This window comes from Blastococcus goldschmidtiae, assembly GCF_031845325.1.
GTDB classification, from domain to species: domain Bacteria; phylum Actinomycetota; class Actinomycetes; order Mycobacteriales; family Geodermatophilaceae; genus Blastococcus; species Blastococcus goldschmidtiae.
Window position 1 is genome coordinate 139,620 of the sequence record NZ_JAVREI010000003.1, and the last position, 13,907, is coordinate 153,526.

Genomic DNA, 13,907 nt, shown 5'->3' on the forward strand with positions numbered 1-13,907 from the left:
CGAGTCGTCGTATCGAAGAGAGACGAACCGGTTCCCAGGCGTTACCGTTCTGGGGCACACGTCGAGCTCCGGCAACGACGCCGGGGATGACGGAAGGTGGAAGGCAATGGAGACCTCCGTGGTCGACGTCCCCGAGCGGGGACGGTTCGAGATCCGGCAGGGCGAGCGCGTCGTCGGACTGGCCAGCTACCACGTCGACAACGGCCAGATGACGCTCCCGCACACCGAGGTCGACCCCTCCGTGGGTGGCCAGGGCATCGGCACGAAGCTCATCGACGCCGTCCTCACGGCTGCCCGGGAGCGCGGCCTGACCGTGCTGCCGTACTGCTCCTTCGTGCGCCGGCACATCCTCCAGCACCCGGAGTTCCTCGACCTCGTCACCATCGAGGACCGGCCGCACTTCGGCCTGGAGACCGCCGACCGCTGAGCCGGCCTCCCGGGGCGCCACCTACGCTGCGCGGATGCCCGAGGGCCACACCCTGTACCGCCTGGCGCGGGAGCAGTCGACGCTGTTCGCCGGGCGGCCGGTGCACGTCACCAGTCCGCAGGGCCGGTTCGAGGCGGGCGCGGCGCTGCTGGACGGCCGGGTGCTGGACGAGGTCTTCTCCTACGGCAAGCACCTGTTCGCCCGCTTCGGTGGCGACCACCTGCACGTGCACCTCGGCCTCTACGGCACCTACCTGACCGGCTCCGGCACGCCGCCGCAGGCGTTGGGGGCGCTGCGCATGCGCTGGGAGGCCGACGGCCCCGACGGCGATGGGGTCTGGACCGATCTGCGCGGACCGACCGCCTGCGAGGTGCTGCCCGCCCCCGAGGTGGCGACGATCCTCGACCGGCTCGGGCCCGACCCGCTGCGCCCCCGGGCCGACGGCGGCCGCGCCCACCGCCGCATCGCCGGCAGCCGCACCGCCGTCGGCGCCCTGCTCATGGACCAGTCCGTGCTCGCCGGCGTCGGCAACGTGTACCGGGCCGAGCTGCTGTTCCGCCACCGGGTCTCCCCCTTCCGGCCCGGCCGCGCCGTCGACGAGGCGCTGTGGGCGCAGATGTGGGCCGACCTCGTGACGCTCCTGCGGTCCGGGGTCCGGATGGGCCGGATCGTCACCACGCGGCCCGAGGACCGCACCCGCCGCGGCGGCGCGGTGCGGCGGGAGGACGCCCACTACGTCTACCGCCGGACCGGCCTGCCCTGCCGGATCTGCGGCACCGGGATCCGCACCGAGGTGATGGTCGGCCGCAACCTCTACTGGTGCCCGACCTGCCAGGCCGTCTGAACGCTCCCCTCTCCCGGCCCGCGCCGGTACCGTCGAGGGCGTGGGCTTCGGGGGCACGCGTCGCGGCAGGCTGCGTTCGGCGGCCCTCGTCCCGCTGGCCGCCGCCGCCACCGTGCTCGCCCTGCAGGCGCCGGCGGGCGCGGCGCCGTCGGAGTTCGACGTCCCGGTAAGCCCGTCCGGCGTCGACATCTCGCACCCGCAGTGCGACACCGACCTGCCCGACGAGCGCGCCTTCGCCGTCGTGGGCGTCAACGGCGGGCTGGCCACGCGGGCCAACCCCTGCCTGGCCGAGCAGCTCGAGTGGGCGTGGGAGTCCAACGGGTCGGTGCTCGAGCAGCCGGTCGCCCAGCTGTACCTGAACACCGCGAACCCCGGGCAGGTGCGGGACCTGGTCAGCACGTGGCCCTCGGCCGGGGAGACCCCCTACGGCGACTGCGACGGCGGGAACTCGGCCGCGTGCTCCTGGCGGTACGGCTGGGAGCGCGCCCGGGAGAGCGTCACCGACTTCTTCCAGCCCGCGGCGCGCGACGCCGAGGTGGACACCCTGCCCTCCAGCTACCGGTGGTGGCTCGACGTCGAGACGATGAACACCTGGCAGGCCGGGTCCGACGACGCCCGGGAGCGCAACCGGGCAGCGGTGGAGGGCATGGCGGCCTACCTGGACTTCCGCCGGGCCGACGTCGGCCTCTACTCGACGGGCCAGCAGTGGGCGCGGATCGTCGGCACCGTGCCCGACGACAGCCCGCTCGCGGGGCTGCCCAGCTGGCTCGCCGGATCGCTCAGCCTGGGCCAGGCCGTGGTCGCCTGCGACAAGCCGCCGCTGGTCCCCGGCGGGCGGGTCACCATGACCCAGTACGTCCCCGACGACCTCGACCGCAACCACTCCTGCGGCTGAGGTCGCCGGGGTACCGGGAGCAGGTCAGACGGCGCCCTTGCCGGCGTCACCGGCCGGCAGGGGCGTGAGGCGGCGGACGTCGGGAGCGGCGGCGAGCTTGCCGGCCAGCGCCCCACCGAGGGTGGTCAGCGGCTCGGCCTTGCCGTGCGCCTTCATCGCGTCGGCGTCGGCCCAGCGCTCCACCATGACGAAGCTGCCGTCGGCCTCGTGCAGGGCGTAGAGCTCGCAACCGGGCTCCTCGTGGACCTTCGGGACCGCGGCCTGCAACGCCTCCCGGACGGCGTCGATGGCGTCGGGCTTGGGGGTGATGGTGGCGACGACGACGATGGACAAGAGAGGGCCTCCTCGAGCGACGGTGATCGGGAAGCCGGGCGCGCGCTCTGGTGGAGTGGCCCCGGCCACGTCAGGATGCCAGTCATGGTCGCCGACGGTTCCGCCGCTCCCCCGTCCGAGCGCCGCCCGCTGCGCGTGGCGATCATCGGCGCCGGGCCGGCGGGCATCTTCGCCGCGGACGCCCTGACGCAGCAGGACGACGTCCCGGTGTCGGTGGACCTCATCGACCGGCTGCCCACGCCGTTCGGGCTGGTCCGGCACGGCATCGCACCCGACCACCCGAAGATGCGCGCCATCCGGGAGACGCTGCACCGCAGCCTGGACCAGCCACTGGTCCGGTTCGTCGGCAACGTCGACATCGGCGTCGACCTCTCCCTCGACGAGCTTCGCTCGCACGTCGACGCGGTGATCTACACCTACGGCGCCGCACTGGACCGGCAGCTGGGCATCGACGGTGAGCAGCTCCCCGGGAGCCTCGCCGCCACCGACCTGGTCGCCTGGTACACCGGGCACCCCGACGCCGACCGCAAGCGGGTGGAGGCCGCGCTGGCCGAGGCGCGCTCGGTCGTGGTCATCGGGGTCGGCAACGTCGCGCTGGACGTGGGCCGGGTGCTGTCGCGCACGCCGGCGGAGCTGGAGTCCACCGACATGCCCCAGCACGTCCTTGACGTGCTGGCCGCCGCACCGGTCGAGCAGGTGACGGTGCTCGGCCGCCGCGGCCCGGCGCAGGCCACCTTCACCACCCAGGAGCTGCGCGAGCTCGACGACATGGCCGCCGCGACCGCGCTGGTCGACCCGGCCGACCTGGAGCTCGACCCGGCCGGCGAGGAGCGTGCCGCCGCCGACCGCGTGGTCGGCCGCAACCTGACGGTGCTGCGCGGCTGGGCCGGGCACGCGGTCGAGGCCGGCCGGATCCCGCTGCGGCTGCGCTTCTTCCGCCGGCCGGTGCGGCTGCTCGGCGAGGACCGGGTCACCGGTATCGAGGTCGAGCGCACGGCGGTCGACGGCGACGGACGCGCCGTCGGCACCGGCGAGACGGAGGTGCTCCCGGCCGACCTGGTGGTCCGGTCGGTGGGCTACCGAGGCACGCCGCTGCCGGGGCTGCCGGTGGACGAGAGCAGCGGGACGGTGCCGCACGACGGCGTGGGCCGGGTGCTGCGGGACGGGCAGCCCGCAGCCGGGGAGTACGTCGCCGGGTGGATCAAGCGCGGGCCCAGCGGCGTCGTGGGCACCAACAAGCACGACGCCCGGGAGACCGTGGCCGCCCTGCTGTCCGACGCGACGGCCGGGACGCTCGCCGTCCGCGGCGAGGTCGACGACCTGGTGACGACGCTGCAGGCCCGGGGGGCCGAGCCGGTCCTGCTCGAGGACTGGCGCGCCATCGACGCCGCCGAGGTGGCGCTCGGGGCCAGCCGTGGCCGGGCGCGCACGACGCTGCACGAGCGCGAGGCCCTGCTCGCCGCCATCCGGGCCACCACCGCCTGAGCCGGCGGCGGGAGGGTCAGGCGACCGCGTCGAGGAGCGTGCGGGCCACCGTCTCGTCGGCCGCCGCGACGAACCGGACCTTCTCCCCGGTGTGCGGTACGAGCTCCACGGGCCGCCCGTCCGCGGTCAGCGCCGCTCCTCCCGCGGCCAGCAGGACGGCGAGCCCGCCGGCCACGTCCCGCACCTCGGTGCCGGTGCGATCGACGTCGTGCCAGGCGGCGACCGCGCCGTCGGCCACCAGGCACAGGTCGACCGCCGTGCACCCGGTGATGCGCACCCGCCGGGCCGCACCGATCGCGCCCCCGTCCGGTGCGCTCGGGACGACGACCGTGCCCCCCGCCCGCGTGCGCACCGGCACGCCGTCCCGCTCCGCGCGGCCCTCGATCGCCGACCAGCGCCGTCCGCAGGAGAGATCGACGACCAGGCCCGCGACCGGCCGGCCGTCGTGCACCAGCGCGGCGGAGAAGGCCCACGGCGGCAGCCCCGCCCGGTAGTTGCCGACGCCGTCGAGCGGGTGGATGACGATCCACGGCTCGCCCCCGGCCACCGGCCGGTCACCGCTCGCCTCACCGAGCACCGGCACTCCGAGCGCGCCGAGGACCCCGACCGCCGCGGCGTGCGCGGCCTCCTCCGCGGGAGCCTCCGGACCGCCGTCGTCCGTGGTGTGCCTCCCGACGTCCCGCGCCAGGGCGACGGCCGTCTCCACCCGGGTGGCCGCGAGCGCGGCGAGGTGGGCGAACCGGAGGGCCAGCGGGGCCCCGTCCGGTGGGGTCGGCACCGGCACGCACCGGTCGGTGGCCAGGTGCCGGACGCGGTCGCACCCCCAGCCCGCGGCCGCCGCGAGCACGCCGGGGTGGTCGAGGGGGACACCGGCCCGGCGGACGACGACCGCCTCGGCGGTCGCGTCGTGCGACCAGTGCCGGCGGAGCAGGACGACCTGCCCTTCGGTGCCGACCAGCACCCGAGCGCCGGGCTCCACCATCGCCGGGGCCAGCGCCGGCGCCGACAGGCCCAGCGCCTCCCCGACGGCCGTGAGATCGGCACCCGTCGCGGTCCGCAGCGCATGTGTGGCCCGGGTCACCCGGCAAGTATCCGACACCAGCGGAACGGGTCCGTACCGGCACCCCCGCACGGCGACGGGCTCAGCCCAGCTCGAGCCCGCGCAGCGTCTGGGCGGCCAGCTGGTCCCCGGCCTCGGCGCCGAGGCGGAACTGCTCCACGGCCCCGTCGAAGTCGCCGCGGTCGGCCAGCAGCACGGCGAGGTTCTGGTGGCAGTACACGTCCCCGGCGGCGATGCCGGCGCGGAAGGCCTCCTCGGCGGCCTCGTCGTCGTCGAGGTCCTCGCGGTAGAGGTTGCCCAGGGGCAGCCACGCCACCTGCTCGCCGAGCTTGGCGCCCCGCTCGAGCACCGAGCGCGCCTCGGCTCCACGGCCGCTCTCCCGCAGCAGGTGCGCCAGGTCGGTGCGCGCCGCCGGGAAGTGGTCGGCACCGGCCCGCAGGTCGGCCTCGAGCGCGGGGTCCAGCGTCGAGCAGAACCGCCAGCAGGCGAGGACGCCGGCGGCCTCGGCGTCACCGGCGGCGGCGATCTCCTCGGCGACGGCCATCGCCTCCTCGCGCTCCCCCTGCTCGCGGAGCAGGAAGGCCAGCTGCAGGCCGCCCTCGAGGTCGCCGGCGTCGACGGCGCCGCGGTAGGCCCGCATGGCACCGGCCAGGTCGCCGAGGTCCTCCAGCACCAGGCCGAGGTTGCGCCAGGCGTCGGCCTCGCCGCCGGCCAGCGCCACCTCGTAGGCGTCGACCGCCTCCTGCCAGCGGCCCTGGGCGGCGAGCGCGTTGCCGAGGTTGAACGACGCGACCGTGTCCCCGGCCTGGGCGGCCCGCCGGAAGCACTCCTCGGCGTCGGCGTGCCGGCCGGCGTCGGCGAGATCGCAGCCGAGATCGATCAACGCGTCGCCGTCCCCGGAGGCCTGCAGCCGCCGCAGGCGCCTGTCGAGGTCCTCGGTCATGCCGGGAATGATCGCGGGCACTCCCCCGCCGGCGCGCCGCTCGCACGGGTGACCTCACCCCAACGGGAGGGTCAGGGGCGGGTCATGGGCGGGTCATGGGCGGGGCAGAAAAGAGTCAGCCGCCGAACGCCTCGCGCCAGGCCGGCAGCAGGGTGCTGCGGGTCCACTCCAGGTAGGGCTCCTGCTGGTCACCGCCGATCTGCACCAGGGCCAGGTGGGTGAAGCCGGCGTCGGCGTACTCCTTGGCCGCCTCGATCACCGCGGCGACGTCGTCCCCGCACGGGATGCTGCTCTCGACGTCGTCCTCGCGGACGAACTGGCTGGCGGCGTCGAAGGCCGCCGTCCCGGGCAGCTCGGCGTTGACCTTCCAGCCCAGGCCGAACCAGCGGAACAGCGTGTGCGCCCGGGTGACGGCAGCCGCCTTGTCCGTGCCGTAGCTGATCGGCATCTGCGCGACCTTCGGCTTGCCCGCTCCGCCCGCGGCCTCGAACGCCTCGACCAGTTCGGCCAGGGGATCGGTCGCGACCAGCACGTCGGCCAGCTCGCCGGCGATCGTGGCCGCCTGCTTCCCGCCGGCCGCGAAGCCGATGGGCACGCGCTTGTCCGGGAGGTCCCAGAGCTTCGCCGACTCGACGTCGAAGTGCTCACCGCGGAAGTTGGTGTAGCCCTCGCCGTCGAACAGGTCGCGGATGATCTGCAGCGCTTCCATGATCATCTCGTGCCGGACGTCGGCGGGCGGCCAGCCGGCGCCGACGACGTGCTCGTTGAGGTTCTCGCCGGCGCCCATGCCGAGGGTGAACCGGCCGTCGGAGATGATCTGCAGCGTCGCGGCCTGCTGGGCCACGACCGCGGGGTGGTAGCGGAAGATCGGGCAGGTCACGTAGGTCATCAGCGGGATGCGGCTGGTCGCCTGGGCGACGGCGCCGAGGGTCACCCACGCGTTGGGCGAGTGGCCCATCTCGTCCAGCCACGGGAAGTAGTGGTCACTGCTCACCGCGAAGTCGAAGCCGACCTCCTCGGCGCCGACCACGTGGCCGACCAGGTCCTTGGGCCCGGCCTGCTCGGTCATCATCGTGTAGCCCAGCTGCATCACCATGCCCGCCCGGCTACCCGCACGCCGGGCGGGCAATCCCTCAGGTGCGCTCGGCGGCCAGCGCCTCCCGCATCTTGATCTTCCCGCCCGTGCGGAGCAGGGCGCCGGAGTAGATGCGCCCGCCGAGCCGGACCACCAGCACGATGGCCAGCACCATGAGGACGACCGCCAGCGCGATCTCCCAGAGCGCCACCTCGCCCGCGGCCTGCCGGACCGGCATGACCAGCGGAGACAGACCCGGGATGTAGGACGTCACCCGTGCCAGCACCCCACCCGGGTCCGAGGCGGCCTGGATGCCGATGAAGAAGGCGACGACGAGCACCATCGACGTCGGCATCAGCACCGTCGCCAGGTCCTCCTGCCGGCTCACCAGCGACGCCGCGACGGCGAAGACCGCGGCGTACCAGGCGTAGCCGAGCACGAACCAGGCGATCACGACGGCGACGGTGCTGATCAGGTCGCCCGGGACGTCGACGACGTCGAAGGCCAGGGCCGCCGCGACGGCCACCACCCCGATGGCGACGATCTGCCCCAGCGCCAGCAGGCCCAGGCCGAGGATCTTGCCCGCCAGCAGCTGCCAGGGCCGCATCGTGGCCAGCAGCAGCTCGACCACCCGGCTGGACTTCTCCTCGACGACGCCCTGGGCGATGAACTGGCCGAAGAGGATCAGCAGGCTGTAGAGGATGACCACGCCGAAGATCGCGGTCACGATCCGCTGCGCGTCGGCCGCGGCGTCCTCGTCCAGGGCGGTGACCGCGACCTCGGGCACGTCGAGCTCGGTGATCCCGGCCGCGCTGAGCTGGTCGGCGATCGCGAGCTGCCCGACGGCGCCCTGCACGACCGCCTCGAGCGTGCTGCCGGCGGACTCGCGCACGAGGAGCTCGGGGTCGGCGCCGGCCAGCAGCGCGCCCTCGACGTCCTCCTCGTCGACGGCGGTGCGCGCGGCGGACCCGTCGTCGAACTCCACCACCGTGACGTCGACGTCGAGCGCCTCGCCCTGGGCCTGGAGCGCGGCGGTCACCGAGGCGTCGCCACCGACGAGGCCCACCCGGGTCTCGTCGTCACCGGATGCGGCCAGCACCTGGAACACCATGGCGCCGACGATCACCAGCAGGATCACGACCGAGCTGATGATGAAGCCCTTGTCGCGGATGCGGGTGGACAGCTCCCGGGCGGCGACCAGGCGGACCAGCGAGGCGCTGGAGGGCCCGGCGTTCGTGGGTGCGGTCACGCCGCCACCTCCTGGGTGCTCGGGGCCGCGACGGCTCCACGGAACAGCTCGACGAGGGTGGGCTGCTGCCAGGCGAAGTGGGTCACCCGGCCGGTGCGCAGCGCCGCGGAGAGCACGGACTGGTCGTCGGCGTCCGGCGCCAGCTCCAGCAGGGTGTCGCCGGCCTGCTCGGACACCACGCGCGTCCCCGGCAGGCCGTCGGCCCAGCGCGGTGCGGCATCGGGGACGACGACGCGCAGCAGCCGGCCGGCCTCGCGGCGGCGGAGCTCGTCGACGGTCCCGGTGGCGACCATGCGGCCGCGCGCCAGGATCCCGACGGAGTCGCACAGCCGCTCCACCAGGTCGAGCTGGTGGCTGGAGAAGACGACGGGGACGCCCTCGCGCACCTGGGCGAGCAGGGCGTCGGCCAGCGAGTCGACGCCGACTGGGTCCAGCCCGGAGAACGGCTCGTCGAGGATGAGCACCTCGGGGCGGCTGACCAGCGCGGCGGCCAGCTGCACGCGCTGCTGGTTGCCCAGCGACAGCTTCTCCAGCGGGTCGCTCCGGCGCTCACCGAGGCCGAGTCGCTCCACCCAGTCCTCCGACGCCCTCGCGGCCGCGGCGGCGTCCAGGCCGTGCAGCCGGGCGAAGTAGGCGACCTGCTCGCCGACCTTCATCTTCGGGTAGAGACCGCGCTCCTCCGGCATGTAGCCGACCCGGCGGCGCGTGGCCTGGTCCAGCGGCCTGCCCTGCCAGCGGACCTCGCCGGCGTCGGCACGGACCAGCCCCATCGCGATCCGCATGGTGGTCGTCTTGCCGGCCCCGTTGGATCCGCAGAACCCGAACATCGAGCCGGGGGCGACGGAGAAGCCGACACCCTCCAGGACCCGTACGTCGCCGAAGCTCTTGTGGAGCCCGTCGAACTCGAGCACCTGTCCTCCTGCCGTCGTCCTGACTGTCGCCCGACCGTATCGGTCGCAGGTGTCCGGATCGGACCGGTTGCGGGAGACGTGTCAGGAGGTCGACGCCGGCCCGGTTCCATGTGGCCGCTCGAGCACCGCGGCGTCCGGAAGGGCGAAGCCGAAGCGCGAGTAGAGCCCGTGCGCATCCGCGGTGTGCAGCATCCACCGGAAGCGCGCGCCGGGCCCGCGCTCGACCATCTCCTCGACGAGCCGCACCCCGAGCCCGCGCCCGCGGTGCTCGGGCAGCACGAGGACGTCGGCCAGGTAGGCGAAGCCCACCCCGTCGGAGACCGCCCGGGCGAATCCGACCATCGCGCCGGTGGCCGTGTCGTAGCAGCCCACCACCCGCCACGCACCAGCGACCTGGCGGGCGAACTCCTCGGCGCTGCGCCACCGACCCCAGTAGGCGTGGTGGGCGAGGAAGTCCCAGGCCGCGCCGACGTCGATGCGGGCGGGGTCGTCGTCGAACTCGTACGGCACGGCGGGACCGTAGCGACAGCTCGCGGCCGGCGTCGTCCTGCGGTGTCATCGGGGCATGAGCGAAGAGAACGGGGTGGCGCAGCCGCCGACGGGAGTGGGCCTCGAGGGGCTGGCGAGCGCCGCGGCCGGCTGCCGGGCGTGCGAGCTGTGGGAGCCGGCGACCCAGACGGTGTTCGGAGAGGGTCCGCCCACCGCGCGGATCGTGTTCGTCGGCGAGCAGCCCGGCGACCAGGAGGACCGCACCGGCGAGCCGTTCGTCGGGCCGGCGGGCCGCTTGCTGGACAAGGCGCTGGCCGACGCCGCCATCGACCGCCGGGACGCCTACATCACCAACGCGGTCAAGCACTTCCGCTTCACGCCGAAGGGCAAGCGGCGGATCCACCAGACCCCGGGCGCCGAGCACCTGCGGGCCTGCCGTCCGTGGCTGGAGTCCGAGTTCGCCGTCCTCCGGCCCGAGGTCGTCGTGGCCCTGGGGGCGACGGCGGCCAAGAGCCTCATCGCGCCGTCGTTCCGCATCACCCAGGACCGCGGGCGGCTGCTCCCCTGGGCCCTGCCCGGCCTGCCGCCACCCCCGGTCACCGACGAGGCGGACGACGACGAGCCCGACGAGGCCGCACCGAGCCAGACGTGGATCCTCGCCACGACCCACCCGTCGGCGGTCCTGCGCACGCCGGAGGAGGGGCGCGCGGCCGCCTTCGACGCGCTGGTCGAGGACCTGAGGGTGGTCGCCGCCGCGCTGGCCTGAACGCATGGACCCCGACTGCGGGGAAGAAGGGCTTCGCGACCGCTCCGCAGGGCCACCTTCCCCGCAGTTGGCGTACCAGGCGACTCAGACCGTCGTGCGGGAGGCGCGGAAGAGCCAGAACGAGGGCACGAGCACCGCGACCAGCGCCATGGCGAGCACGACGACGACGCCACCGGACACCATCGCCACGCTCACCGACGCCGCACTCGCCAGCGCACCGGCCCGCAGGTCGCCCAGCCGCGGCCCCCCGGCGACGACGACGATGAAGACGCCCTGCATGCGACCGCGCATCTCCTCCGGCGCCGCCAGCTGCAGCATCGAGGAGCGCAGCACCGCGCTGACCATGTCGCCCGCGCCGGCCACCGCCAGGCAGAGCACGGCCAGCCACAGCGAGGGCGCCCAGCCGAAACCGATGATCGCCACGCCCCACACCGCGATCGCGGCGAGCACCACCGCGCCCTGCCGGTCGACCCGGGACACCCAGCCGGAGGTCAGCCCCATGAGCAGCGCGCCGATGGAGACCCCGGCGAACAGCCACCCCAGCGAGTTGGGCGAGTCGGCGAACCGGTTCTCCGACAGCTCGGGGAAGACCGCCTGCGGCCAGGCGAAGCACATGGCGATGACGTCGACGACGAAGGTCATGAGCAGCACCGGCTGCGTGCGCAGGAAGACGAAGCCCTCCCCCACGCCGCGCACGGCGGCGCCCAGCCGGAGCGGACCGGCGTTCCGCCCCGGCGGCAGCGGCGGCAGCCCCCGCAGCAGGAGCGCCGCGACCAGGAAGCCCAGCGCGTCGACGGCGTAGGCCAGGAACAGCTCCCCCACCCCGATGAGGACACCGGCGAGCAGCGGGCCGACTATCACGCCCGCCTGGCGCACGGTCATGGACAGCGCGTTGGCCGCGGGGACCTCGGCGGGCCCCACGATCGCCGGGATGGCGGCGCTGCGCGTGGGCTGGTTGACCGCCGCGAACGCCGAGACGCAGGCGGTGAGCACCCACAGCACCACGAGGTTGCCCTCGCCGGGCAGCAGCGCCTGCAGGGCGAGCAGCGCGCTGGTCACCGCGGCGCCGACCGACGTGATCAGCATCAGCCGGCGGCGGTCCATCGAGTCGGCGATGGCACCGCCGAGCAGACCGAAGACGACCAGCGGCACCAGCGCGACGATCGAGGTCACGCCGACCATCAGGGAGTCGCCGGTCAGCGCGTAGACCTGGAACGGGACGGCGACCAGCGTCATCTGCTGGCCGAGCATGGTCGCGGCCACGCCCCAGAACAGCCGCCGGTACGCCGGGTTGCGCAGCGGTGTGGTGTCGATCGCCCAGGAACGCCGGCGGGTCACCGGCACCGGCTGTTCGACCGCCTTGCCACCCTCGACCGGGTCGACCGGCCCGCTGGGCGGTGCGCTCACGGGGCCAGTCGCTGGACGATCCAGCCGCCGCCTTCCTCGTCGTCGAGGACGAACCGGATCCGGTCGTGCAGCCGGTCCGCCCCGCCCTGCCAGAACTCCACCCGCTCGGGCACGACCCGGTAGCCGCCCCACGTCTCCGGGCGCGCCAGCTTCTCCTCCGGCGTCTGCTCGTCGAGCCGGCGGACCCGCTCGGCCAGCTCGTCCCGGGAGTCCACGACCGTCGACTGCACCGACGCGGCGGCCGCCAGCTGCGCACCCCGCGGCCGCGGGTCCCACAGGGCGTCGGAGGCGGTGCCGCCGATCCGCTCCACCGACCCGGTCACCCGCACCTGGCGCTGCAGCGGGTGCCACGGGAAGACCAGCGCGGCCCGCGGGTTGACCGCCAGCTGCGCGCCCTTCGCCGAGGCGTAGCTCGTGCCGAAGACGATCCCGCTGGCGTCGTAGCCCTTCATCAGCACGATCCGTGCGTCCGGAGCGCCGTCGGCGTCGGCGGTGGCGACGACGACGGCGTTCGGCTCGGGCACCTCGGCGGCGACGACGTCGGCGAACCAGCGGTCGAACTGCTCGACCCAGGTGGCGGCGACGTCGGCCTCGCTCAGCTGCCCCAGCGTGTAGTCGTTGCGCATGCGGGAGAGGTCGGGCACGCCGCCATGCTGACACCGCGGCGGCCGACCGGCTCGGGAGAGGACCGGGGCGTTCCGGCGACGGCCCCCACTTGCGCCCGGCGTGTCCCCACGGCCTAGGGTCGGCAGGCAATCGTGCGGCATGTCCTATGCGCGCACGGGTCCCGCGCGCAGAGGAGCATGCGAGATGGCCGACGACTTCGTACCCGGCCTGGAAGGCGTCATCGCCTTCGAGACGGAGATCGCTGAACCGGACAAGGACGGCGGTGCGCTCCGCTATCGCGGCGTCGACATCGAGGACCTCGTCGGCAAGGTGACCTTCGGCAACGTCTGGGCCCTGCTGGTGGACGGCAAGTTCGGCCCCGGCCTGCCCCCGGCCGAGCCCTTCCCGATCCCGGTGCACACCGGTGACGTGCGGGTGGACGTGCAGGCCGCGCTGGCCATGCTGACCCCGATCTGGGGGTACCGCCCGCTGCTGGACATCTCCGACGACGAGGCGCGGGAGGAGCTCGCCCGGGCCGCCGTCATGGCGCTGTCCTACGTCGCGCAGTCCGCCCGCGGCATCGGCACGCCCGCCGTGCCGCAGAAGCGGGTCGACCAGGCCTCGACGATCGTCGAGCGCTTCATGGTCCGCTGGCGCGGCGAGCCCGACCCCCGCCACGTCGCGGCCGTCGATGCGTACTGGACGTCGGCCGCCGAGCACGGCATGAACGCCTCCACGTTCACCGCCCGCGTCATCGCCTCCACCGGCGCCGACGTGGCCGCCTCGCTCTCCGGCGCCATCGGTGCGATGTCGGGCCCGCTGCACGGCGGCGCCCCCTCCCGCGTCCTGCACATGCTGGACGAGGTGGAGTCGTCCGGGAACGCGGAGAAGTACGTCAAGGACCTCCTCGACAAGGGCGACCGGCTCATGGGCTTCGGCCACCGCGTCTACCGCGCCGAGGACCCCCGCGCCCGCGTGCTCCGGCGCGCGTCCGAGGAGCTGGGCGCCCCCCGCTTCGAGGCCGCCCTGGCCCTGGAGCAGGCCGCGCTCAAGGAGCTGCGCGAGCGCCGCCCCGACCGGCCGGTCGAGACCAACGTCGAGTTCTGGGCGGCGATCGTCCTCGACTTCGCCGAGGTGCCCAGCCACATGTTCACCTCGATGTTCACCTGCGCCCGCACCGCCGGCTGGTGCGCGCACATCCTCGAGCAGAAGCGGACCGGACGCCTCGTGCGCCCGTCGGCCCGCTACATCGGGCCCGACCCGCGCAAGCCCGAGGAGGTCGAGGGCTGGGACACCGTCCAGACCAAGACCACCACGCAGTAGAAGGACCCCGCTGCTCCCCACCGCTCGCACGCTCGCGGCGGGCCCCTGCACCGGGGCCGCCGCGAGCCCGATCGCAGGACCGTCGAGAGGCACT

General features: G+C 74.5%; 15 protein-coding genes. 6 read left to right on the forward strand and 9 right to left on the reverse strand.

Going from position 1 to position 13,907, the window contains the following annotated elements; genetic code table 11:
• Nucleotides 1-106 precede the first annotated feature (106 nt).
• The 3 genes from RM425_RS07580 to RM425_RS07590 are packed head-to-tail and all read left to right on the forward strand — an operon-like array spanning nt 107 to nt 2,166.
• Complete coding sequence (locus tag RM425_RS07580; RefSeq protein WP_311344583.1) at nt 107-427, forward strand: GNAT family N-acetyltransferase; 321 nt, start codon at nt 107-109, stop codon at nt 425-427.
• 34 nt (nt 428-461) lie between these two features.
• Nucleotides 462-1,271 (forward strand): Fpg/Nei family DNA glycosylase, encoded by an 810-nt coding sequence (locus tag RM425_RS07585; RefSeq protein ID WP_311344584.1) that lies wholly within the window; start codon nt 462-464, stop codon nt 1,269-1,271.
• Between the two features lie 40 nt (nt 1,272-1,311).
• Nucleotides 1,312-2,166 carry a hypothetical protein gene (locus RM425_RS07590; protein ID WP_311344585.1) on the forward strand — a complete coding sequence of 285 codons (855 nt, stop codon included), beginning with the start codon at nt 1,312-1,314 and terminating at the stop codon, nt 2,164-2,166.
• Between the two features lie 24 nt (nt 2,167-2,190).
• Here RM425_RS07590 and RM425_RS07595 read toward each other — a convergent pair whose 3' ends face one another.
• Entirely contained in the window at nt 2,191-2,499 is a 309-nt protein-coding gene (locus tag RM425_RS07595) for a putative quinol monooxygenase (RefSeq protein ID WP_311344586.1), read from the reverse strand.
• Between the two features lie 84 nt (nt 2,500-2,583).
• Here RM425_RS07595 and RM425_RS07600 point away from each other — a divergent pair, with 84 nt between their 5' ends.
• Nucleotides 2,584-3,984, forward strand: coding sequence for a ferredoxin--NADP reductase domain-containing protein (locus RM425_RS07600; protein WP_311344587.1), 1,401 nt, complete (start codon nt 2,584-2,586; stop codon nt 3,982-3,984).
• 16 nt (nt 3,985-4,000) lie between these two features.
• Here the strand turns inward: RM425_RS07600 and RM425_RS07605 are convergent, their stop codons facing one another.
• The 6 genes from RM425_RS07605 to RM425_RS07630 form a co-directional block, all read right to left on the reverse strand.
• The gene (locus tag RM425_RS07605) at nt 4,001-5,065 is read right to left on the reverse strand and encodes an inositol monophosphatase family protein (RefSeq protein WP_311344588.1); all 1,065 of its coding nucleotides are present in this window, start codon (nt 5,063-5,065) and stop codon (nt 4,001-4,003) included.
• Between the two features lie 61 nt (nt 5,066-5,126).
• Nucleotides 5,127-5,987: a tetratricopeptide repeat protein gene (locus RM425_RS07610; protein WP_311344589.1), complete on the reverse strand. Its 861-nt coding sequence runs from the start codon at nt 5,985-5,987 to the stop codon at nt 5,127-5,129.
• 115 nt (nt 5,988-6,102) lie between these two features.
• Nucleotides 6,103-7,083, reverse strand: coding sequence for a TIGR03557 family F420-dependent LLM class oxidoreductase (locus RM425_RS07615; RefSeq protein ID WP_311344590.1), 981 nt, complete (start codon nt 7,081-7,083; stop codon nt 6,103-6,105).
• A gap of 37 nt (nt 7,084-7,120) precedes the next feature.
• Entirely contained in the window at nt 7,121-8,311 is a 1,191-nt protein-coding gene (locus tag RM425_RS07620; RefSeq protein WP_311344591.1) for an ABC transporter permease, read from the reverse strand.
• The gene (locus RM425_RS07625) at nt 8,308-9,222 is read right to left on the reverse strand and encodes an ABC transporter ATP-binding protein (protein WP_311344592.1); all 915 of its coding nucleotides are present in this window, start codon (nt 9,220-9,222) and stop codon (nt 8,308-8,310) included. Before RM425_RS07625 ends, RM425_RS07620 begins: the two co-directional genes overlap by 4 nt.
• An 81-nt stretch (nt 9,223-9,303) precedes the next feature.
• Nucleotides 9,304-9,732 carry a GNAT family N-acetyltransferase gene (locus RM425_RS07630; protein WP_311344593.1) on the reverse strand — a complete coding sequence of 143 codons (429 nt, stop codon included), beginning with the start codon at nt 9,730-9,732 and terminating at the stop codon, nt 9,304-9,306.
• A 55-nt stretch (nt 9,733-9,787) separates the two neighbouring features.
• Here RM425_RS07630 and RM425_RS07635 point away from each other — a divergent pair, with 55 nt between their 5' ends.
• A complete protein-coding gene (locus tag RM425_RS07635; RefSeq protein WP_311344594.1) occupies nt 9,788-10,477 on the forward strand; it encodes a UdgX family uracil-DNA binding protein in 690 nt (229 codons plus the stop codon).
• An 84-nt stretch (nt 10,478-10,561) separates the two neighbouring features.
• Here the strand turns inward: RM425_RS07635 and RM425_RS07640 are convergent, their stop codons facing one another.
• Nucleotides 10,562-11,884 carry an MFS transporter gene (locus RM425_RS07640; protein WP_311344595.1) on the reverse strand — a complete coding sequence of 441 codons (1,323 nt, stop codon included), beginning with the start codon at nt 11,882-11,884 and terminating at the stop codon, nt 10,562-10,564.
• Nucleotides 11,881-12,528: a pyridoxamine 5'-phosphate oxidase gene (gene pdxH, locus RM425_RS07645; protein WP_311344596.1), complete on the reverse strand. Its 648-nt coding sequence runs from the start codon at nt 12,526-12,528 to the stop codon at nt 11,881-11,883. Before pdxH ends, RM425_RS07640 begins: the two co-directional genes overlap by 4 nt.
• 166 nt (nt 12,529-12,694) lie before the next feature.
• Between pdxH and RM425_RS07650 the strand changes: the two genes are divergently transcribed.
• Entirely contained in the window at nt 12,695-13,813 is a 1,119-nt protein-coding gene (locus RM425_RS07650) for a citrate synthase 2 (RefSeq protein WP_311344597.1), read from the forward strand.
• Nucleotides 13,814-13,907 lie beyond the last annotated feature (94 nt).

Bases quoted from the DNA above. Each gene is read 5' to 3' on its own strand.
- RM425_RS07615 (WP_311344590.1), bottom strand. From the start codon at position 7,083: ATGGTGATGCAGCTGGGCTACACGATGATGACCGAGCAGGCCGGGCCC.
- RM425_RS07610 (WP_311344589.1), bottom strand. From the start codon at position 5,987: ATGACCGAGGACCTCGACAGGCGCCTGCGGCGGCTGCAGGCCTCCGGG.
- RM425_RS07585 (WP_311344584.1), top strand. From the start codon at position 462: ATGCCCGAGGGCCACACCCTGTACCGCCTGGCGCGGGAGCAGTCGACG.
- RM425_RS07635 (WP_311344594.1), top strand. From the start codon at position 9,788: ATGAGCGAAGAGAACGGGGTGGCGCAGCCGCCGACGGGAGTGGGCCTC.
- RM425_RS07580 (WP_311344583.1), top strand. From the start codon at position 107: ATGGAGACCTCCGTGGTCGACGTCCCCGAGCGGGGACGGTTCGAGATC.
- RM425_RS07650 (WP_311344597.1), top strand. From the start codon at position 12,695: ATGGCCGACGACTTCGTACCCGGCCTGGAAGGCGTCATCGCCTTCGAG.
- RM425_RS07600 (WP_311344587.1), top strand. From the start codon at position 2,584: ATGGTCGCCGACGGTTCCGCCGCTCCCCCGTCCGAGCGCCGCCCGCTG.